Source organism: Acidobacteriota bacterium, assembly GCA_016716905.1.
Classification (GTDB): domain Bacteria; phylum Acidobacteriota; class Vicinamibacteria; order Vicinamibacterales; family SCN-69-37; genus SYFT01.
Genome location: JADJUS010000022.1, coordinates 1,334,706 through 1,354,800, shown reverse-complemented (window position 1 = coordinate 1,354,800; position 20,095 = coordinate 1,334,706). Strand labels below are relative to the sequence as shown.

The 20,095-nt window shown below is 64.3% G+C and carries 17 protein-coding genes; 8 read left to right on the top strand and 9 right to left on the bottom strand.

The window, feature by feature from the left end; translation table 11 throughout:
• The first annotated feature begins 24 nt into the window (after nucleotides 1-24).
• The 3 genes from IPL75_22005 to IPL75_21995 all read left to right on the top strand — a co-directional run bounded on the left by IPL75_22005 (nucleotide 25) and on the right by IPL75_21995 (nucleotide 3,487).
• Nucleotides 25-762, top strand: a complete 738-nt coding sequence (locus IPL75_22005; protein ID MBK9242871.1) for a winged helix-turn-helix domain-containing protein — start codon at nucleotides 25-27, stop codon at nucleotides 760-762.
• 64 nt (nucleotides 763-826) lie between these two features.
• Entirely contained in the window at nucleotides 827-2,533 is a 1,707-nt protein-coding gene (locus IPL75_22000; GenBank protein MBK9242870.1) for an NAD(P)-binding domain-containing protein, read from the top strand.
• Nucleotides 2,534-3,487 carry an amidohydrolase gene (locus tag IPL75_21995; protein MBK9242869.1) on the top strand — a complete coding sequence of 318 codons (954 nt, stop codon included), beginning with the start codon at nucleotides 2,534-2,536 and terminating at the stop codon, nucleotides 3,485-3,487.
• A 230-nt stretch (nucleotides 3,488-3,717) separates the two neighbouring features.
• Here IPL75_21995 and IPL75_21990 read toward each other — a convergent pair whose 3' ends face one another.
• Both IPL75_21990 and IPL75_21985 read right to left on the bottom strand, forming a co-directional pair.
• Nucleotides 3,718-5,850, bottom strand: a complete 2,133-nt coding sequence (locus tag IPL75_21990) for a PD40 domain-containing protein (GenBank protein ID MBK9242868.1) — start codon at nucleotides 5,848-5,850, stop codon at nucleotides 3,718-3,720.
• A 185-nt stretch (nucleotides 5,851-6,035) separates the two neighbouring features.
• Entirely contained in the window at nucleotides 6,036-8,144 is a 2,109-nt protein-coding gene (locus tag IPL75_21985) for a PBP1A family penicillin-binding protein (GenBank protein MBK9242867.1), read from the bottom strand.
• Nucleotides 8,145-8,222: 78 nt separating this feature from the next.
• On the opposite strand from IPL75_21985, the gene bcp reads away from it, so the two are divergent.
• The gene (gene bcp / locus IPL75_21980; protein ID MBK9242866.1) at nucleotides 8,223-8,693 is read left to right on the top strand and encodes a thioredoxin-dependent thiol peroxidase; all 471 of its coding nucleotides are present in this window, start codon (nucleotides 8,223-8,225) and stop codon (nucleotides 8,691-8,693) included.
• Nucleotides 8,694-8,701: 8 nt separating this feature from the next.
• Here the strand turns inward: bcp and IPL75_21975 are convergent, their stop codons facing one another.
• Genes IPL75_21975 through IPL75_21965 form a run of 3 tightly spaced genes read right to left on the bottom strand, consistent with a single transcriptional unit; the run spans nucleotide 8,702 to nucleotide 10,118 of the window.
• Complete coding sequence (locus IPL75_21975) at nucleotides 8,702-9,064, bottom strand: hypothetical protein (GenBank protein ID MBK9242865.1); 363 nt, start codon at nucleotides 9,062-9,064, stop codon at nucleotides 8,702-8,704.
• 16 nt (nucleotides 9,065-9,080) lie between these two features.
• Nucleotides 9,081-9,833 (bottom strand): redoxin domain-containing protein, encoded by a 753-nt coding sequence (locus IPL75_21970; GenBank protein ID MBK9242864.1) that lies wholly within the window; start codon nucleotides 9,831-9,833, stop codon nucleotides 9,081-9,083.
• A gap of 48 nt (nucleotides 9,834-9,881) precedes the next feature.
• Nucleotides 9,882-10,118, bottom strand: a complete 237-nt coding sequence (locus tag IPL75_21965) for a hypothetical protein (protein MBK9242863.1) — start codon at nucleotides 10,116-10,118, stop codon at nucleotides 9,882-9,884.
• An 85-nt stretch (nucleotides 10,119-10,203) separates the two neighbouring features.
• On the opposite strand from IPL75_21965, the gene IPL75_21960 reads away from it, so the two are divergent.
• Entirely contained in the window at nucleotides 10,204-10,692 is a 489-nt protein-coding gene (locus tag IPL75_21960; GenBank protein MBK9242862.1) for a hypothetical protein, read from the top strand.
• Between the two features lie 103 nt (nucleotides 10,693-10,795).
• Here the strand turns inward: IPL75_21960 and IPL75_21955 are convergent, their stop codons facing one another.
• From IPL75_21955 to IPL75_21945, 3 genes are read right to left on the bottom strand one after another with little or no spacing between them, the layout of a single operon-like run.
• Complete coding sequence (locus tag IPL75_21955) at nucleotides 10,796-11,209, bottom strand: arsenate reductase ArsC (protein ID MBK9242861.1); 414 nt, start codon at nucleotides 11,207-11,209, stop codon at nucleotides 10,796-10,798.
• A complete protein-coding gene (gene arsB / locus IPL75_21950; protein MBK9242860.1) occupies nucleotides 11,202-12,242 on the bottom strand; it encodes an ACR3 family arsenite efflux transporter in 1,041 nt (346 codons plus the stop codon). The genes IPL75_21955 and arsB overlap by 8 nt, the downstream gene beginning before the upstream one ends.
• A 4-nt stretch (nucleotides 12,243-12,246) precedes the next feature.
• A complete protein-coding gene (locus IPL75_21945) occupies nucleotides 12,247-13,848 on the bottom strand; it encodes a peptide chain release factor 3 (GenBank protein MBK9242859.1) in 1,602 nt (533 codons plus the stop codon).
• Between IPL75_21945 and ytxJ the strand changes: the two genes are divergently transcribed.
• Nucleotides 13,847-14,245, top strand: coding sequence for a bacillithiol system redox-active protein YtxJ (gene ytxJ / locus IPL75_21940; protein ID MBK9242858.1), 399 nt, complete (start codon nucleotides 13,847-13,849; stop codon nucleotides 14,243-14,245). The two genes, IPL75_21945 and ytxJ, sit on opposite strands and share 2 nt — an antisense overlap.
• 276 nt (nucleotides 14,246-14,521) lie before the next feature.
• Here the strand turns inward: ytxJ and IPL75_21935 are convergent, their stop codons facing one another.
• Nucleotides 14,522-16,912: a sulfatase-like hydrolase/transferase gene (locus IPL75_21935; protein MBK9242857.1), complete on the bottom strand. Its 2,391-nt coding sequence runs from the start codon at nucleotides 16,910-16,912 to the stop codon at nucleotides 14,522-14,524.
• Nucleotides 16,913-17,010: 98 nt separating this feature from the next.
• On the opposite strand from IPL75_21935, the gene IPL75_21930 reads away from it, so the two are divergent.
• Nucleotides 17,011-17,337 carry a hypothetical protein gene (locus IPL75_21930; protein ID MBK9242856.1) on the top strand — a complete coding sequence of 109 codons (327 nt, stop codon included), beginning with the start codon at nucleotides 17,011-17,013 and terminating at the stop codon, nucleotides 17,335-17,337.
• A gap of 11 nt (nucleotides 17,338-17,348) precedes the next feature.
• On the top strand, nucleotides 17,349-20,066 hold the full coding sequence (locus tag IPL75_21925) for a TonB-dependent receptor (GenBank protein ID MBK9242855.1): 2,718 nt from the start codon (nucleotides 17,349-17,351) through the stop codon (nucleotides 20,064-20,066).
• The last annotated feature ends 29 nt before the right edge of the window (nucleotides 20,067-20,095 follow it).

Here is a 20,095-nt window from a genome sequence, read left to right as displayed (position 1 = left end):
TCTTCAGCAGCGAGGAGGCCACACATGGCATTGGTAGTGTTCGGACAGTTTGAGTTGGATACCCGGAGCCTGGAGCTCTGGAAAGATGGACGGAAGGTGCCCATCCGGCCCCAGCCGTGCCGGATGCTGGCGCTGCTGGCCAGCCAGCCGGGGCGGCTGGTGACCCGTGAGGAAGTGCGGCAGGTGGTGTGGCCGTCCGGCGTGTTTGTGCGGTTCGACCTGGGGTTGAACTCGTGCCTGAAGCAGATCCGGAGAGCCCTGGGGGATACCGCGTCGTCGCCGATGTACCTGGAGACCTTGAACGGCCGCGGGTATCGCTTCATGCGGGATGCCACGGTGGCCGCCGAGGTGGCGCATCCGTCGCAACGGCGTCTGACCATCCTGCCCTTTACGCATGCCGGCGACGCCACGCAACCATTCGCCGACAGCCTGACCGATGACCTGGCCCGGCACCTCACGCGCGAAGAAACGTCTCCGCTCGTCGTGGTGGACGCGTCGATCCTGGGTGGCGCGACTTCAGTGCGCGCCGCGGTGCAGGCCGTGCGGTCGGCCGACGTGGACTTCCTCCTTCGCGGACGGGTGCGGTCCGACGAACATGGCATCCGGGTGACCGCCAGCCTGCTGGCCACGCTCGACCTGTCGCATGTGTGGGCGGATGCGTTTGACGCGCCCGTGTCGAGCGGCCTCGACGCGCAGGATCGTGTGGCGTCGGATCTGGCGCACGCTGTGACCGCCGCGTGCGCGGCCGTCTCGGCGCACTAGCGGACATGCCGGGTCTGAAGACCCGGCCTCCGACGCGCCGAACGGCGTGTCGTACACTCTTCGCGTGGCACACCCCGGTCCCCAGCGAGTCGCCGTGATCGGCGCCGGACCGGCGGGTCTCGCGACCGTCAAGGAACTGCTCGCGGAGGGCCATGAGCCCGTGTGCTTCGAACGAGCCGCGAGCCTTGGCGGCGTCTTCAGGCGCGCCGAAGACGATGGGGTGTGCTGGGAGTCATGCCGCCTTGTGTCGTCAGGCGTGATCACGGGTTTCTCCGACTTCCCGGTGCCGCCCGATCGAACCGGCCACATGAAGGCGCGTGAGTACCTCGACTATCTGACGCGCTACGCCCAGACCTTCGGCGTGATGGACCACATTCAGTTCGGCACGACCGTCGAGCACGTATCCCGGCGCCCTGAAGGCGGCTGGGAGGTCCGGACGTCCACGAAGGACGGCGAAACGCACACGGGGATCTTTAATGCCGTTGCCGTGTGCACGGGGCTGGTACAGATTCCCAACATGCCGGACGTTGCGGGTGCCGACACGTTTACCGGACAGATCCTGCACAGCGCGCAGTACCGCAATCCCGATCAACTTCGCGGGAAACGCGTGCTGGTGGTTGGTGGAGGCGAGTCGGGCGCCGAGATTGCCGCCGAAGCCGCCAACCACGCTGCTGAGGTCACCCTGTCGCTGCGAAGGGGCGTCGCGGTACGACCCAGAAACACCCGCGGCCTCCCGCACGATCACCAGATCACGCGGCTCAATCACAGCCCATCGGCCTGGATTTATCAGACTCGTCATCCCGACGATAGGTGGAAGCGGCGGATCTATCGGGTGATGTTCTTCCCGCTGCTGGTGGGCGAGCGCGGCTTGCAGGCGACGTCACGGTTGCTCTACGACATCCTGCCGCTGTTTCATCCGCGACGTCTGGTCAGAGGCCGGGCCGCGCTGGCAGAAGCCCGTACCGCCTTGCGCGTGCGGCGACTGACGGAAGCGCTCCTCAAGGAGTCTGGCGGACGGGTGCTGGAGAATTTCGGCACCAAGAGCGACGACTTCGTCCGGGCGATCGCCCTTGGCCGGTGCCGGCGTGTGGGCGCCATCGAACGATTCGAGGGAAGCCGGGTTTGTTTCAGCGACGGCAGCAGCGTCGAACCGGACCTTGTGATCTACTGCACGGGGTTCAGGCAGCAGGCCTCGTTTCTCGACGAGGCCTCGGCGAGCCTTCCGCGATTCCTCCATACGTTCAACCCAAGCGTTGGAAAAGACCTCGCGTTCATCGGCCAGATCCGGCCCGCGTTCGGCGCCATCCCTCCCGTGGCCGAGTTGCAGGCCCGTTGGTTCGCGCAACTCATGAGCGGCGCGGTGACACTGCCGTTGGAGAGCGAGATGCGCGCGGCCACGGCACGCCAGACGGAGGCGCAACGCCGGCTCTTCCGCGCTCTCGATGGGCGCCTCGGCACCCTGGTGGATTTCACATCGGCGTGTGACGCGCTCGCGTCGCAAATCGGGTGCAAGCCGACCGATGAGGCGATTGCGCGCGAGAGCCGTGAGTTTCGGCGGCGCTTTTTTGCCGCGCCCTTTGTCTCGGCGCAGTACCGGCTGACAGGCCCACATGCCGCGCCAGAAGTTGCCCGGCGTGTGATTGAGTCGCTGCCGATTGCGCACCCCGCGCCGATGCTGATGGCCTACCATCTGCACTGGCGCCTGTCGCGCCTCCTTCATCGCTTCCTCGGGCCGGAGTTTGCGCCAAAACTTGATCTGAAGGCACGGTAAATGTCCGCCACACCGCACCGGATCGACGTTCACCATCACCACACGCCGCCGGCATATTTGATGGCGGTCCTTGCGCGCGGCATCGTGGGCCCGATGCGGCGCTGGACACCGTCGAAGTCCATTGAAGACATGGACAAGGGCGGCGTGGCCACGGCCGTCACGTCCATCACGGCGCCCGCGTTGCGATTCCTGAGCCCGTGGTGGGCCCGCAAGGTGGCGCGCGCGTGCAACGATTACTCGGCGAAGCTTGTGGCCGACCGCCGAGGCCGCTTCGGCATGTTCGCCGTGATGCCGATGCCCGACATCGACGGCACGCTGGCGGAGATCGCGTACGCACTCGATACGCTCAAGGCCGACGGCATCGGCCTGCTGACGAATTACGGCGACCGGTGGCTCGGGGATCCCGCGTTTGCGCCGGTCATGGAGGAACTGAACCGCCGGAAGGCTGTGGTCTACACGCACCCGGCCAGTGTCTCGTGCTGCACGAACCTGATTCCTGATGTGCCCGATGTGGTGGTGGAGCTCGCGACCGATACGTCACGGGCGATCGCGAGTCTTCTGTTCAGCGGGACGGCCGCGCGGTACCCGGACATGCGACTGATCTTTTCTCATGGCGGAGGCACGATGCCGTTCCTTGTTGAACGATTCATCCGCCTGCCGATGATGAAGCCCAGGCTCGCCGAGCGCGTGCCTCACGGTGTTGAGCACGAATTGCGGCGGTTCTACTACGACACGGCCCAGGCGTCGCATCCGGCGGCGTTGGCCTCGCTGCTGACGGTGGCTCCCTCGTCGCAGGTGCTGTTTGGCAGCGACTTTCCGTATCGCACCGCCGCTGAGCACGCCGAAGCCCTGCGCGGTCGCGGATTCCCGGCCGCCGATCTGCGGGCGATCGAACGCGACAACGCCCTGCGGATTATGCCTGGTTTGTTGGGGCCGCCCGGGATTTCACTATGAAGCTCCATGAAGATCCATGAAGGCGCGGGGTTGAGTGCCGCCTTCGGCGGCATGCACGATCGGAAGGAAACTACAAACGAACACACCGACTCACTCAAGCGGTGCGTTCGTTTGTGGTTTCCTTCCGATCGCGCAGCCCGGCGGGAGCCGGGCCCTCAACCCCGCGCTTTCTGACAGCCCCAAGATCCTCCATGGATCTTCATGGAACTTCATGGTGAATATCCTGAATTTCAGCGCGCGCGCGAGACTTCGCGCGTCCAGCCCACCACAAGGTTCAACGTCGTCAGCGGGCGCTCTTCTTCGATGGCCTTGAAGCCGATCGCGCCGCCTTCGCCGACGCGGCTCCAGACGAGATCGGTGCCGCCCGCGAGCGGTTGGGGACGTCCGGCAGCGCCCTCGTGCCACGTCGCGCGGAGGATGCCGCGGTCGGGGCCCACAAAGAAGATGGCGCGGGAGTCGCCTGACCAGTCGGGCCGTGTGCCGCCGTTGACCGATACCTGGTGGTCGGGCCCGGTGCCCGAGATGGCGCGCACGTAGATTTCGAAGCGGCCGCTGCGGTTGGAGCGGTACGCCACGAACCGGTTGTCGGGAGACACGCGCGGGCTGGACTCGTTTGCGGCAGTCGCGAGCCAATCGCGAGTGGTGCCGTCGGGTTCGATGACCAGGATGTCGGCGCCGCCACCCGGGCCCAATCGCGCGGCGAATACACGGCCGTCGGCGGTGACCGATGACGGCGACAGCGACGTGACCGACGACACGAGGATTGCGGGCGCGGTGCCATCGGCGGGCATGCGATAGACCCTGGTGGCGCCGGGCTGTGCGGTGGCAAAGAGGATCGAGGTTCCGTCATGAGACCACACCGGATCGACGTTGCCGCCATCGGTGGTCATCCGTTGCAGAATGCCGCGGTCGATCTCACCGGCCCAGATGTCCGAGGCGCCACGATCGTAGATGCTGACGGCCAGACGGCGGCCATCGGGCGAGATCGCCAGGTTCTGGAACGCTCGCGGTTCGAACAGCAGAGGCTCTTCGACGCCTTTCGGGGAAATGCGCACCATGCGCCGCAGCAGGCGGGTTGGCGAGTCGGGCAGGTACAGCAGGGTGCCGTTTGCCGCCAGCGAGTACTGGCCGGCGCCCGTGACTCCGGTCATCACCGCCGAGATCAGGGACGTCTCTGGTCCTGATCCGTCGAGTGGCGCAGCCACCAGGTCGCCATCGCGAAGATAGACCACGCGCTGATCGTCCAGCGCCCGGGGATGGACGCCGCGCGCAATCGTTCGTACAGCGCCCGAGGTCATGTCCACGGCCACGACCTCTGAATGACGCACATTGAACTTCCACGCCGTGGCGAGCAGGGTCTGCCCATCCCGGGTGAGCGTGGGATGACGCACGGTGGCGCCATCAAGACCCACGATGACGACCGGCCGCCGCTCGCCGCCCGTGGCGCTGATGCGGAAGACGCCCTCCTGCGATCCGGTGGCGAAGGTGATGGTGCCGTCGGTGTGCCACCAGCCGCCCTGACCCCCGCCGGCGTCGGCCAGATCAATCGGCTGTCCGTCGGGCAAGGTCATTACCATCAGCCGGCCCCTGGCGAAGAACCCGATCGATGCCCCGTCGGGCGAGAAAAATGGCGCGTGCGCGCCATCGGTGCCTGGCACGGGGATCGCGTCGAACTGATCGATGGCTCGCAGAAACAGCCGGTAACTTCCCGGCGCGCCAGCCACGTAGATGATGCGGCGGCCATCGGGCGAGAGTTCGGCCACCGGTTGGGCAGTCAGCCCCGGCGCGGGCGCCTGAGCTACCGGCAGCGTGATCGTGGCGCGTGTGACCGCAGGCGTCGTGTCGGCGCGCGGCAGCATCCAGTAGATCAACGCCCCAACGGCGAGCACGACAGCCGCTGCGATGCTCACTGCTGCCACCCGCGATCGAGGTGCCTGACGATCGGGCGCCACTACAAGCGTTGGCGCCACGGCCGTCGCGCCGGCTCCAGCCGATTGCGCCTCGATACTGAGCGCGGCAACGAAACGATAGCCGCGCCGGTGCACGGTCTGGATGTACTCCGCGCCCGACGCCGAATCACCCAGCGCCTGCCGGAGCACCCCAATGGCTTCGGTCAGCGACGATTCACTGACGAACGCGTCCTTCCAGACGGCATCGATCAGCTCCTGTTTGGAAACGACTCGTCCTGGCCGCTCCAGCATGTACGCGAGGATGCCGTGCGCGCGTGGCGGCAGACGCACCTCGGTGCCTTCGCGCGTGAGGATCTTGTCGAGCCAATCGAACCTGAACGGGCCGAATCGCACCGCACGGTGGGTGGTTGCGCCGTGGAAGGCCACGGTGGCTGATGGGAGAATGTCTCGCACGGTGTCTCGCTCATTGTAGCGAGACTGCCGGGCGCAAACGGACGGTCACGTAGGAGTCACATCTGGGAAAAGAGGGCAGTCACAAACGCACGCCGCGGATAGGCCTCTGAGGTCGTTTCGTAGTCGATCGCGGGAAACGAACTCAAAGATCCTATCGCGGCGTACGTCTGTGACTGCCCTCCGGACTAACAGCCCTTCCCGAAGAGCTTGCAGCCGATCGAGCCCAGGTTGAGGCGTTCGAAAAACGAGCGGCCTCCGTGAAACTCACAAAAGTCGTCAGGTGCGGTCCCGCGACGGAAGTACTCAAATGCCACGGAGTTGCCGTCTTTGGCGCACGCATCGGTGGGCTTCAACCCCGATCGGCGGCACACCTGCACACTCACCACATCATCGGGTGCTTCCAGCCAGGCAGCCTTTGCGCCCGCCGTGGCCCCGCGCATGAAGCGCGCCCAGATTGGTACGACCAGGCCTGTCGCGTACCCGTCGGGCGCCACTGGCTTCGGCTCGTCGAACCCTGCCCAGACGCCGGCCACGAGCGTGGGCGTGAAGCCCACGAACCAGGTGTCCTTGTAGTCGTTGGTCGTGCCCGTCTTGCCACCGGCCGGCAGCAGGAAGCCCTCCTGCCGCGCTCGCGCACCCGTGCCGCGATCCACCACGTCGGCCAGCATGTCGGCCATCATGAACGCCGTCGACGGCGACAGGGCCTGGTGGCTTTCCGCGGCGTGTTCCCACAGCACCACGCCGGCGCTGTCTTCGACACGGCGGACGAACACCGGCGTATGCACGGTGCCGTGGTCGGCGAAGGCGCCGTACGCGCTGGTCATCGACAACAGCGAGACCTCGCCCGAACCCAGCACCAGCGATGGCACGGGCGGGGGAGCCGTGAGTCCGAGCCGCACCGCTGCCCCCACCGCCGCGGGGATGCCCACGGTTGAAAGCAGGCGGACCGCCGCGCGGTTATTCGACGTGCGGAGCGCTTCTCTCATGGTCAGCACATCAACGTCGCTGCCGCGGTCGTTGTCGGGGCGCCAGTCCACTCCTGATGCGCGGGTGGCGTTGTTGATGCCGGTGATGAGCGTGGCCGGGTTCGCACCCGACTCGATCGCCGCCGCGAACACAAATGGCTTGTACGCCGATCCCGCCTGGCGCTGTGCGTCGATCGCGCGGTCGAAGGTGCTGTCGTCGAAGTCGCGTCCGCCCACCAGCGCACGCACGTGTCCGTTGCGCGGATCAAGGGCGACAATCGCACCCTGGAGGTACGCCGTGCGGCCGTTCGCCACCGCTGCGTCATCTTCGAGCAGCGGTCCTGAAAAACCGGTACGGCGCTCGATCTGGCTCAGGCCCATCGTCAACGCACGTTCGGCAGCGCGCTGCATGAGCGGGTTGACGGTGGTGTAGACGCGCAGGCCGCCATTCCAGACCTGGTCTTCGCCGAAGCGCTCCACCAGTTCCTGAGCCACGCGATTGCGGAAATATTCGCCGAAGCGGGGTTGCCCGAGTTCGCGGCGCAGCTGCACCTTGGCCTTGATGGCACGCGCGGTTTGCTCTTCGGTCAGCGCGCCCACCGCTTGCATGCGACGCAACACGACGGTGCGTCTCGCAATGGCCCGGTCGAGATTCGACGGCGGCGCGTACGCCGAGGGCGCCTGGATCAGGCCGGCCAGCAGCGCTGCTTCATCCACGGTGAGGGCCAGCGCCGGCTTTCCGAAGTAGCCCTGCGCAGCGGCCTCGATGCCGTAAAAGCCGCGGCCGAAGTAGATCCGGTTGAGGTACATCTCGAGGATCTCATCCTTCGAGAACACCCACTCAAGTCGAACGGCCAGCACAATTTCGCGGGCCTTCCTCCAGATCGTCTTGTTGTCGTTCAGGAACGTCTTGCGCGCCAGTTGTTGTGTGATCGTGGAGCCGCCCTGCACGATCGCCCGCTGCTTGAAATTGGCAACCGCCGCGCCGCCCATCCGCCACAGATCGATGCCATGGTGCCGGTAGAAGCGCTCGTCTTCAACCGCCAGCACCGCCCGGAGCATGTGCGGGGAAATCTGGTTGAGGCCCACAAGGGTTCGGTGCTCTCTGAAGATGTTGAACACCGGCCGGTCACGCATGTCGTAGACAAGGGTCGAGACGGGCATGTTCGCGGCCGAACGAATGCCGCCTGGCCCGGGAACCACGAGCAACAGGTTAAAAAGCACCACGGCGACGGCACTGGAGGAGACCCAGACCGGCCACGCCCAACGGCCGAGCCGGTGGTGCGTGATCCGCACGCGCTGCCCGAACGCCACCAGGTAACTTCGCATGTCCTTCCGGGTACCTAATCAAGGTTCGTTCCAGATCACGCGACCTGCGTTCATGCGGGTGTTGGGTAGAATTAGGCCATGGCCCTCATAGAACCCGGTAAGAAAGCACCTACCTTTACCCTGAAAGACCAGGCAGGCGTGACGCACAAGTTGTCACAGTACGCCGGTCGTCCGGTCGTTCTGTACTTCTATCCCAAGGATGACACCCCCGGCTGCACCACCGAGTCCTGCGACTTCCAGGCACGGCTGCCGCAGTTGTCGAAGCTCGGGGACGCGGTGGTCCTTGGCATGAGCATCCTCGACGAGAAGAGCAAGGCGAAGTTCGCCAAGAAGCATGGGTTGACCTTCCCGCTGCTGGCCGACGCGGATCACGCGGTGGCGGAAAGCTACGGCGTGTGGCAGGAGAAGATGCGCTACGGCCGGAAGTACATGGGCATCGTGCGCACGACGTACTTGATTGATGCCGCGAGCAAGATTGCCAAACGCTGGGACAAGGTCAAGGTCGAAGGGCACGCGGACGAGGTGCTCGCGGCGGTCAAGGGCCTGTAGTGGCCCCCCTAGTGCAACTGCGGACTTCCCAGGATCACCCTGATCCGGGTGCCGTCCGCAGTCCGGCCTAACACCACGACCGACGAGATCGCGGTGGACGCGACGTCGATCCTTTGCCCTTGTGCGGCCACAAATCGCGAGAGCGGCTCACGCACGAAGCCGCCGGCAGGAATGGACCTGGCGCCACCTGCGTAGTGTTCGTTCACCCAGATCCGCACGTCCACCCACTCCTCCGTCGTCTGGTTCCTGACGGTGATGGCGCCGTCGGCCACCTCGATGTCTTTGAGAGTGGGGTCGCAGCCTCGCTGCCAGATGAACCAGCCTACTGCCAGCACCCAGATCACGAGCCACACGCGAACGACGCGAGACATGGCCTCGAGTGTAGTGCTAGCGAACGAGCGGACTCAGTGTGATTTTCCACTCCACGGGCAATGTCTCTGGCCGGTGGCAGACCTTGTCGTCGCAGGCCTGGTATTCCAGCGCGCCTTTGATGGTCAGGATTTCGCCGGCTGTGGCCCTCGCCCGCATGGCTGGGGTCAGGGCCAGCGTGATGTCCTGCGTGATCGTGAACGGCTTCGAATAGACCTGGACGGTTTCCTTGAGAGGTGCGAACACGTAGGAACCGGAAGGGGGATACTTCGCAGGGAACGTCTTGAACGCCGCGTCTTCCACGAGCGTGAGGCTCACCGGGATGTAGCCCTTCTGACCGGGCGCGTAGACATGGTTGCCTCGCCCCGGCGTGACGTGGACGCTCAGCGTGATGCGGTGCCCCAGCGCCGCTACGGTGTCACTCGCCTTGACCGCCAGCGTGGCCTGGGATCCTCGAACGGTGGCGGTCTGGCCAGGCGCTGCGCCTGACAGTTGCGAAAGGATGCTCGTAGCGCTGCGGCGCTCCTGGTACGGCTGTTCGAACGTGCGCGAGACGATCTTGCCCGCGCGATTCACCATGAACGTGCCCGGGTGTGGAATGCCCGCGGTTCGTCCCGTGGCTTCCTTGTTCAGAATGCCCCACGCGGTAATCGTGGCAGACCCGGCGTCTGACAACAGGGGGAACGTGATGCCGTGTTTGTCCGCGAAACCCTTCAAGGTTTCGGCGCTGTCGTAACTGATCGCGACCACGCCGTACCCGTCGCGCTTCACATCATCAAGGTGTCGTTGCAGCTCGACCAGCTGCGTGCGGCAGTATGGTCACCAGTCGGCCGAGCGGAAAAACACCAGCATGGTGCCTTTCGACCCGGCCACCGAGGCAAGCGTCTGCGTCTTTCCATTCTGGTCGGGCAGGCTGAAGGGCAGGGCCTGCTGGCCGACCTGGGGCCCGAGCGTATTGACGTCCACCTGCGCGGCCACCGGCAGTGCCGCCGCCAGGGACACGGCAAACAGCGAGGGGACGATCAGGCGCGCCAGACGGATCATTCGAGTCTCCACGATGACGAGTTCGACCGAAAACGACCTAAGGTTACATCGACTGTCGAAATCCAGGGTGATTGGTCGACTATAGGCCAGAGGTCCCATGCTGCACACACTTTTCCTGCTCGTATCGATGGCTGTGGCGACACCGCTTGCGCCCCAGGCCACCACTCCCGCCACCCCAACCATCACCGCCCGGCTCGTTGGCATGTGGACGGGCAAAGGCTCCGTCAACAACGCGCCGGTCACTGCGAAGGCCGAGTTCGACGTCGTGCTGGCGAACCGGTTCACGCGCCTGCGGTACGTGTTCACCTCGCCGAACATTGGCCAGGTGTTTGAAGGGCACGCCTACTACCTGTGCGCGGCAGCCACGTGCAAAGGTTACTGGCTGGACTCCCAACGCTCGATGCATCTGCTGCAGGCGGTCGAGACTGCAGACGCCCTGACGGCAGAGTGGGGCGATGGCATCACGCCCCGTGGCCGTACGGAGTACAAACTCACCAGCGCAACCACCCTCGTGGTCACCGACTGGATCAGAACGCCAGCCGGCGAGTGGCGTCAGTTCGGCAAAGTGGACTACACCCGCGACTGATGCGCAGACTCGGCCTTGACGAACAGGCCGAGCTACGTTCGGACAGGCCGAGCTACTCGGAAGGCCAGACGGGACCGTGGTCTCAAGCCGTCTCGCCTGGCGACTACCTGAAGTCGTTGTCGGCCAGGAACGCCTCGACCCGTCGACGAACGTCGTCGCGAATCACGCGCACGTGTTCGAGTGGCTTGCCCTTGGGATCTTCAAGGGGCCAGTCGTCTCGTTTCACACCAGGGACCACCGGGCATTCATCCCCGCAGCCCATCGTCACCAGCCATGCCGCATCCTGGGCCAGTTCGGTCGTCAACAGACGTGGCACGGCCGATCGCAGATCGATGCCGGCTTCGTCCATCGCTTCGACCACCACGTCGTGCACGCGCGGACCCGGCTGTGTGCCCGCCGAAACTGCGCGGGCCTTGCCGGGATCGGAAAGCGCATTGAAGAAGGCCGCCGCCATTTGTGATCGGCCTGCGTTGTGCACGCAGGCGAAGATGACTGTTTTTGGCTGGGTGTCAGGCATTGGTGTACCACCGCTGTCGAATCCACAGCGACACGCTGACGAGGCCAATCAAAGCCGGCACCTCCACCAACGGTCCGATGACCGCAGCGAACGCGGCGCCGTGGGTGATCCCGAACGTGGCCACCGCCACCGCAATCGCCAATTCGAAGTTGTTTGACGCGGCCGTGAAAGACAGCGACGCGCTGTGCGGGTACGAAGCTCTGGCCTTGTAGCTGAGGAAAAAACTCACCGCGAACATCGCGACGAAGTAAATCAGCAGCGGCACCGCAATGCGCAACGCGTCCAGCGGCAGCATCACGATGGTGTCGCCCTTGAGGCTGAACATGACAATGATCGTGAAGAGGAGGGCGATGAGGGTGATGGGACTGATCTTCGGCACGAAGACGCGGTGGTACCAGTCCAGGCCTTTGATCCTGCCGAGGATTAGCCGCGTGAGAAAACCGGCAGCAAACGGCACGCCCAGGTAGAGCCCGACACTTCCGGCGATCTCCAGAATGGTGATGTGCACCACGGCGCCTTGCAGCCCGAGCGCGGCGGGCAACACCGTGATGAAGAACCAGGCGTAGACGCTGAAGAACAGCACCTGGAAGATCGAGTTAAAGGCCACCAGGCCCGCGCAGTACTCAGGGTCGCCCTGGGCGAGGTCGTTCCACACGATCACCATGGCGATGCAGCGCGCGAGGCCGATCAGGATCAGCCCGATCATGTATTCGGGCTTGTCGGACAGGAATAACACCGCGAGGCCGAACATGAGCAGCGGGCCGACGACCCAGTTCTGCAGCAGCGACAGCGCCAGTACCCGCTTGTTGCGAAATACCAGGTGCAGTTCTTCGTACCTCACCTTGGCGAGCGGCGGATACATCATCAGGATGAGGCCAACAGCCAGCGGCACGGACGTGGTTCCCACGTTCCAGGCGTTGAGCGCCTGGTTAAACGCGGGCACCGCGTAGCCCAGCAGCACTCCCAGGCCCATGGCGAGGAAGATCCACAGTGTGAGGTACTGATCGAGAAAAGACAGTCGCCGGTTGGCCATCGTTCTATGCGGGAACTTCTGCGAACTCGACGCCGGGGTTCTGGCGCTCGGCATATTGCAGCGCCCACGCGGATGGGAAAAGCAGCACGGGACGCCCCTGCCGATCGGCGGCCTGCATCACGCTGTGGTCAATCCCTTTGATGTCGGCAATGAGCTCCGCGTCGCCGTAGATCCAGCGCGCGCAGTGGAAGCCGAGTGCTTCGACGCGGCTGTCCACGTTGTATTCGTTGGTGAGGCGCGAGGCGATCACCTCAAACTGCAGGCTGCCCACCACGCCCACCACGGGATCGCGGCCGCCGCTCTTCGGGAAGAGCACCTGCACGGAGCCTTCTTCCTCAAGCTGCCGCACGCCATCGTCAAACTGTTTGTGGCGTGAGTCGTTGAGTCGAAGACGGGCGAAGTGTTCCGCCGGGAACCGCGGGATGGCCGAGAACTTCACCGGCCGGCCTTCGTACAGCGAGTCGCCAATCGCAAACCGGCCAGGGTTGACGAGGCCGACGATGTCGCCGGCGACTGCTTCGTTGGACGTTTGCCGGTCGCGACCAAACATCTTGTAGGTGCGCGCGGCGCGCACCGTCTCGCCCAGCCGGCCGTTCACCAGCAGCATGTCTTTCATGAGGCGGCCCGAACAGACACGCACAAACGCCACGCGGTCGCGGTGCCGGCGGTCCATGTTCGCTTGAATCTTGAAGACGAATCCGCTGAAGTCCTCTGCGTCGGGCGCGATCGGGCCGACGTCTGATTGGTGCGCGCGCGGGGGCGGCGCAATGGCGGTGAGGGCCTCCAGGAATGGCTCGAGGCCGAAGTTCGTGAGCGCCGACCCGAAGAACACCCCCGTCTGACGGCCGGCGAGGTATTCAGCCTGGTCGAACGTGGACCCGGCCGACATCACAATGTCCACGGACTCCTGGAACTCCCGAGCGACTCGCTCGCCGGCCAGCTCTGCAAAATGCGGATCGTGATGATCGGCCACTTCCGCCGGAGCGGGCCGCTCGCCTTTGCCCATGCGTTCATAGAGCAGCACTTTCGCGGTCCGCATGTCGAACACGCCGTGAAAATCGGCGCCGACTCCCACAGGCCAGTTCAGCGGTGCGGCGCTGATACCCAGCACTGTCTCAATTTCGTCGAGCAGTTCCAGCGGTTCGCGGCCGGGCTGGTCAAGCTTGTTCACGAACGTGAGAATTGGCAACTGGTGGCGTTTGCACACCTCAAAGAGCTTTCGGGTCTGCGCTTCGATGCCCTTCGCCGCATCGATCACCATGACGACTGAGTCAGCCGCGAACAGGGCCCGATACGTGTCTTCGCTGAAGTCCTGGTGGCCCGGTGTGTCGAGCAGGGAGATACGGCACCCATGCAGGTCGAACTCGAGAGCGGTGGACGTGAGCGAGATGCCCCGCTGCTGCTCCATCTCCATCCAGTCCGACACCACATGGCGGCGGCTCTTGCGCCCACGCACAGCGCCTGCAAGCTCGATCGCGCCCGAATACAGCAGGATCTTCTCGGTCAGCGTGCTCTTGCCCGCGTCCGGGTGGGAAATGATGGCAAACGTTCGGCGCCGCGCGACCTGAACGGACAGTTCTTCTGTGAGGGGCTGAGCGGTAGACATGAACCCTTCAAGTTTACAATGGGGTGTGCACCATCCTCTGGCGGAACTGGCGACGATTGCTGACCTGGATGCCGCGCTGGCAGGGTCGGTATTTCGGCCAATTCTGATCTTCAAACACAGCGCCACGTGCGGGACCAGTGCCATGGCGCATGAAGAGGTTGACGAGTGGTTGGCCGACTCGACGCCACCGGTAGACCTCTTCATGGTGAGAATCCAGAGTGCGAGAGAGGTCTCGCGCGCCATCGCCGATCGACTCGGCATCAGGCACGAATCACCGCAGGTGCTGCTCGTCAGCGGCGGCCGCGTCCTCTGGCACGCCTCGCACTTCCGGGTCACGGCCCGGTCAATCGCCGCCGCGTTGGCTCAACACGTGCCAGAACCCCAGTTGTCACGATAACTACACGCTTCAAAACCTATTCACCATGAAGCTCCATGAAGCTCCATGAAGATTCTTACGCACGAAGATAGATGAACGCAGTCAGAAGCGCGGGGTTGGGGGCCCGGCTCAAGCCGGGCTGCGCGAGCGAAGGGACGTCACGAACGAACACAGGCCAAAATCACATGCCCTGTCCTGCGTTCGTTCGTGACGTCCCTTCGCTCGTGCATGCCGCCAAAGGCGGCACTCAACCCCGCGCCTTCATGGATCTTCATGGCCCTTCATGGTGAATCCTGATCAGCGCTTGCGCTTTGCGAGCTTCGCTTCCAGCGCCAAGCCCCGCGCCAGTTCCCGATCGGCCTCTGCGGCCTGTCCGCGCCGCATCATCACGCTGCCGAGCACAAAGTGCCCCAGCGGTGACGTCTGTCCTTCGGGCTCGATCGACAACCCCTTGCGTGCATACGACTCGGCCTCGTCGAGCAGGCGTCCTTCGTCCAGTCGCGCTTTCGCGAGGTAGAAGAACCCTTCCGCAAAATCCGGATTGACCTCCACCGCCTTCTTGTAAAACTCGATCGCTTCCTGCCCACGTCCAAGACGCGCCTTGAGCCGCCCGAGGTTAAACGCGGCCTTGTAGGCAGTGGGGTGCTTCTCCAGCTCGGTGCGATACGCGCTTTCCGCCGCCGCATCGTCTCCGCGCGCCTCGGCGATGAGTGCGAGGTTGAAGTGTGCGAGCCGCACGTCGGACTTGAGCGTGAGCGCTTCCTTCAGGCGTTGCTCGGCCTGAGGCAGTTGGCCTCGCTCAAATGCAATGACCGCGGTCGCCACTTGCGCCGAGGCCAGCTTCGGGTCGATGGCGAGCGCTTGCGCAAATTCCGTTTCCGCGCGCGCGTGGTCTCCACGGTCCAGATAAATTTCGCCGATCTGGTAACGGACGAACGCGTTTTTCGGATCCACCGTGATGTAGCGTTCGTAGCCGGCCAGCGCGGCGTCATCCTTGCCCATGCGCCGATAGGCGTTGGCCATGTTGATGATCGCCAGGTCGTAGTCGGGCTTCAGCTCAAGCGATTTTGTGAAGTGCTCAATGGCCTCCGGGAATTTCCCGGCCTTGAAGTACTCGTTGCCGAGCATGAACCACGCATCGATGACGGCCGGGTCTTCATCCACCACGCGTCGCAACATGGCGATGGCTTCTGCGCCGGCGTCCTGGCCCTTGGCCACATCGCGCGCGGTTGTCATGAGGTTGAAGAGGCCAATCTTGTCTTTGGGGTCGGCACGGTCGCTGGCCGGGCCTTCGGCCGTGGCCACAAACGAGCCGACGTACCCCAGGGCCGCGAGCCTCGCGCGGGTCTCCGGATCGACATCGCCGTTTTTCGGTTGCGCAGGGGCCTTGTCCGCCAGCGCGCGCTTCTGATCGCGCAGACTGCGCAACATGGCGTCACCCACCGACCGCCGTTCGTCGAAAATATTCGTCAACTCCTTCGGGTCGCGCTCCAGGTCGTAGAGTTCCGGTCGCGGCGCGTCGATCAGTTTGTAGCGTTCAGACCGCATCGCGGTGAGTTCGCTCCATCCGTAGTGATGAAGCGGGTACATCGCTTCGGCATACCCCTCGCGCCCGGTCTCGGGCATCAGGTTCGGCTGCCCCGCCAACAGCGCGGCGAGGCTGACCCCTGCCATGGATTCCTCCGACGGGATCTGCAGCAGATCCAGCACCGTCGGCAGGATGTCCACCGTCCGCACAGGCTGCGCCACGCGCCGGCCACCCGCGTTGCTGAACGGCGTGCGGACAATGAGCGGCACGTGCATCGAGCTTTCGTAGACAAAAAAGCCGTGGGTTTCCTCGCCGTGCTCTCCCAGGCCCTCGCCGTGGTCGGCCGCCACAATCACGATGGTGCGGTCAGCCAGGCCGCGGTCCTTCAGGAACGTCAGCACCCGGCCGACCTGCTGGTCGGTAAATGCAATGGCGCCGCGGTAGGGGTGGCCCTTGTTCTGGCTCCGGAAGGGCTCGGGGGACTCGTATGGCGCGTGGGGGTCGTAGAGGTGTAGCCATGAAAAAAACCGCTGGTCGGCCACGCCCTCCATCCATTTGAGGGCGAGGTCCACCACCTCGTTTCCGGGTCGTTTGACGCTGGCGAGCGACATGGCTTTGACGTTGGTCAGGTCAAAGTCGTCCTGGTAGGTGGCAAAGCCCTGGTCGAGACCCCACTTGCTGTCCAGGACAAAGGCACCGACCGTGGCTCCGGTCTTAAATCCTTGTGCAGAAAGGACTTCGGCCATTGTGACCTGTTCAGGTCCCAGGAAGAACCCGCCGTTGTCGCGGACGCCGTGCCGCGGCGGAAACTGCCCGGTGAAGATGCTGCTGTGGGCCGGCAGTGTGAGCGGCGCCGTGGTCATGGCCTGTTCAAAGACCACGCCCTCCCGGGCGAACTGGTCCAGATTCGGGGTGCTGACGTCGGTCGAGCCGTAGGCGCCAAGATGGTCGGCCCGCAGGGTATCCAGGGTCAGGAGGACGACGTTGAGATCGGACCTGGAGACCCCCCGTGCCAGCGACCCGAGGTCAACGCCGCCCCCAGCTTCCTGGGCCCGGGGCCACATCCACCAGGTGGCCGCGCCGGCCGCCAGGACCAGTCCGGCAACGAACAGGGGTAGTGACGGGATGCGCCTGGGGCGTGTTGGCAGGCGGGATGGCATGTCGAAATGGTAGCGCACGTGTAAATTCCCTATGGCGTCTGGAGGGGCTGGGGGGTATATTCCGGGCATCGAGGTTCCCTTAGAGAGGACAAGTGCCGATGGACAATCGACGACGTTACGAGTACGTCCGCCGTTTTGCTGGTGTGGGCCTGATGACAGCCCTGCTTGCGACGGCGTTTTCCCCTGCGATGGCCGCATCACAGGGACCGCCCGCCTCACCCTCGTTTTCGACCAAGTCGATTGCGAAGGTGGTTTCCACGAAGACGGCCGCCCCTGACGCTGCCACGACCGCACCGAAACAGCCCAACGACCGATCGTTCTTCAAGACGAGAACCGGGATGTTTGCGATCGTCGTGATGGCTGTGGGCACGGGATACGCGGTGTATTCCGCCAAAGAGGACCGCATTCGCGGTCTGAATCGCTAGGAGCTGCCCACATGACAATCCACAGACTGTTTTCACGGTTGGGCATTGGCGCCGCGGCGCTGCTGATCGCGCTCTCGGCGACCAACGTTTCCGCACAAACGATGACGGGCACCATTGCCGGTCACGTGACCGACGCGCAGGGTGGCGCTCTTCCCGGCGTGGTGGTGACCTTGAGCAGCCGATTCGGAGAGGCGACCCAGACCACGGATGCGCAGGGTGAGTTCCGCTTCCTGGGCCTGAACACCGGTGTGTACGAAGTGCGCACGATGTTGAACGGTTTCAAGCCGAGAGTTCAGTCGAGTCTGGACATTACGATCGGCAAGTCCATCGAGCTCAAGCTCACGCTGGAACTTGGCGGCGTGACTGAGGCGATCACCGTCGTCGGCTCGACGGCCAAGGTGGATACCACGACCACGGCCACTGATACGACGATCTCGCAGGACCTGCTGTTCAGCATGCCGATCTCGCGCGCCAATCCGGCCGTGAGCATGTTGAACTACGCGCCGGGTATCAACAGCAGTTCGGCGTTTGGCGGCGCGGCCGGATCGGCCAACTCGCTTCTGGTTGATGGCGTCGACGTGCGCGACCCGGAAGCGGGCACGGCCTGGGTGTTCTTCAACTACAACATCATCGAGCAGGTGCAGATCGGATCGCTGGGCCAGTCAGCCGAGTTCGGCGGATTCACGGGCGCGGTGATCAACACGGTGACCAAGTCGGGCGGTAACCGGTTCGCGGGCTTGTTCGAGCAGCGGTACACCAGCAAGCGCTTCCGTGGCGACAACGTGTCGGCGGCCGTGACGAAGATCAACCCGTCGATCAAGGCCACGGGCGTGGACAGCCTCAAGGACTACACCGTGCAGTTGGGCGGTCCATTGCGCGCGAACAAGGCATTCTTCTTCGCGAGTGTTCAGCGGTACGCCATCAAGCAGGATCCGGATGGCCCGCGGACGCTGCGGACGGAAGTCAGCCCGCGCTTTAATGGCAAACTCACGTTCCAGCCGACGGCGTCCGACAACATTGTCGCGTCCTTCCAGTACGACAACTACAACCAGGGTGGCCGCACCGGTCTGGGTGGCGTCGACGGCACCACCGACGCGCGCGTGGTGCAACAGGACTCGCCTGAATGGACCTGGAACGGCCAGTACCGCAAGGTGTTGGGCAACAGCGGGCTGTTCGAAGCGAAGATGCTGGGTTACTGGGGTTATTTCGATCTGGATCCGCTGACGCCGACGTCGGCGCGCCAGGACGGTGAGACTGGGGCCTACAGCGGTGGCGCCGGCTACAGCGCGCAGTACGACCGCACGCGCAACCAGCTCAACGCCTCGCTGGCGAAGTACGTGGAGGCCAAGGGCACGCATGCGTTCAAGTTCGGCGTGGAGATCGAGCGCAGCAACATCCGCAACCGGTACGCATACACCGACGGCTTGTTCTTCTACGACTACGGTGGCGCACCGTACCTGGCGTACGCGTACCAGTACGACGTCAAGGGCCGCAACGACCGCATGTCGATCTTCGCGCAGGATCAGTGGCAGGTGGGCCGCCTGACCGCGAACATCGGTGCGCGTATGGACCGGATCAAGGGCACCGGGACGTCGGACAACAAGCGGTACTACGACGTGGCGCCGATCGCGCCGCGCCTGGGCCTGGCGTTTGACGTCGGTGGCGACGGCAAGTCCGTGCTGCGCGCGTATTACGGGCAGCTCTACGACGGCGCGGTGTTCGCGTCGTGGTCGAACGCACTGCCGGGCATCGGCGACTACATCATCTATGAGGCGACGGGGACCATCGCGAACACTCAGGTGACGGAAATCGACCGCATTTCGGGCGCCAGCAAGTACACCGTGCGTGATGACCTGAAACATCCCCGAACGGATGAAATCAGCGTGGCATTCGAACGCGAGCTGGGTCGGGGCCTCAAGGCGACGGCCACGTACATCAGGCGTGATGCGAAGAACTTCATCAACTCCACGTTGATTGGCGCCCAGTGGACGCCGGCCAGCTATACGAACCCGTTGAATGGGAAGACCGAGACCATTTACCGGTGGGCGAACCGCACGTCTGATCAGAAGTTCCAGATCGGGAACGTGGACAACTTCCAGTACAACGGAGCGCCTGCGGCGGATGCCTACCGCACCTACAACGGCGGCATGTTTGTGTTGACACGCGCGTATTCCAACCGGTGGCAGGCCCAGATCTCCTACGTCTACTCGGAGACCAACGGCACCGTCACGAACGGGTCCACGTCGGGCATTGTCAGCAGCCAGTTCCAGACGCCGAACCTGGTGCACGTCAATTCCGACGGCCTCGTCGGCTTCGACCGGACACATGAATTCAAGGCCTTCGCGGGCTATCAGATTCCTGTGGTCGAGGTCTCGGCCAATATCTACTACCGCGCGTTGAGTGGCACGCCGTGGACGCCGTTCCAGCGCGTGGCGGCCGCCACGTTCAACTGGACCGGGAGCATCGACCTGAACCTCGAACCGCGGGGTAGCCGCCGCACAGAGTCTCAGCAGTTGCTCGACCTGCGCCTTGAAAAGGTGTTCAACGTGGGCGCGAACCGCTTCGGTCTGTATGTGGACGCCGAGAACCTCCTCAACACCGGGTTCCAGACGTCCGTGCAGACACGCAACCCCTCGGTGTCCATCGCCGGGACAACCGTGCTTCTGGGCGGCGTCACGGCCATCAATGCGCCGAGGCAGTTCACCTTCGGGGGACGCTGGAGCTTCTAAGGTCCAGGGTCCAGGGTCCAGGGTCCAGC

Bases quoted from the DNA above. Each gene is read 5' to 3' on its own strand.
- IPL75_22005 (MBK9242871.1), top strand. From the start codon at position 25: ATGGCATTGGTAGTGTTCGGACAGTTTGAGTTGGATACCCGGAGCCTG.
- IPL75_21995 (MBK9242869.1), top strand. From the start codon at position 2,534: ATGTCCGCCACACCGCACCGGATCGACGTTCACCATCACCACACGCCG.
- IPL75_21985 (MBK9242867.1), bottom strand. From the start codon at position 8,144: ATGCGAAGTTACCTGGTGGCGTTCGGGCAGCGCGTGCGGATCACGCAC.
- bcp (MBK9242866.1), top strand. From the start codon at position 8,223: ATGGCCCTCATAGAACCCGGTAAGAAAGCACCTACCTTTACCCTGAAA.
- IPL75_21975 (MBK9242865.1), bottom strand. From the start codon at position 9,064: ATGTCTCGCGTCGTTCGCGTGTGGCTCGTGATCTGGGTGCTGGCAGTA.
- IPL75_21960 (MBK9242862.1), top strand. From the start codon at position 10,204: ATGCTGCACACACTTTTCCTGCTCGTATCGATGGCTGTGGCGACACCG.
- IPL75_21955 (MBK9242861.1), bottom strand. From the start codon at position 11,209: ATGCCTGACACCCAGCCAAAAACAGTCATCTTCGCCTGCGTGCACAAC.
- arsB (MBK9242860.1), bottom strand. From the start codon at position 12,242: ATGGCCAACCGGCGACTGTCTTTTCTCGATCAGTACCTCACACTGTGG.
- ytxJ (MBK9242858.1), top strand. From the start codon at position 13,847: ATGAACCCTTCAAGTTTACAATGGGGTGTGCACCATCCTCTGGCGGAA.
- IPL75_21945 (MBK9242859.1), bottom strand. From the start codon at position 13,848: ATGTCTACCGCTCAGCCCCTCACAGAAGAACTGTCCGTTCAGGTCGCG.
- IPL75_21935 (MBK9242857.1), bottom strand. From the start codon at position 16,912: ATGCCATCCCGCCTGCCAACACGCCCCAGGCGCATCCCGTCACTACCC.
- IPL75_21930 (MBK9242856.1), top strand. From the start codon at position 17,011: ATGGACAATCGACGACGTTACGAGTACGTCCGCCGTTTTGCTGGTGTG.
- IPL75_21925 (MBK9242855.1), top strand. From the start codon at position 17,349: ATGACAATCCACAGACTGTTTTCACGGTTGGGCATTGGCGCCGCGGCG.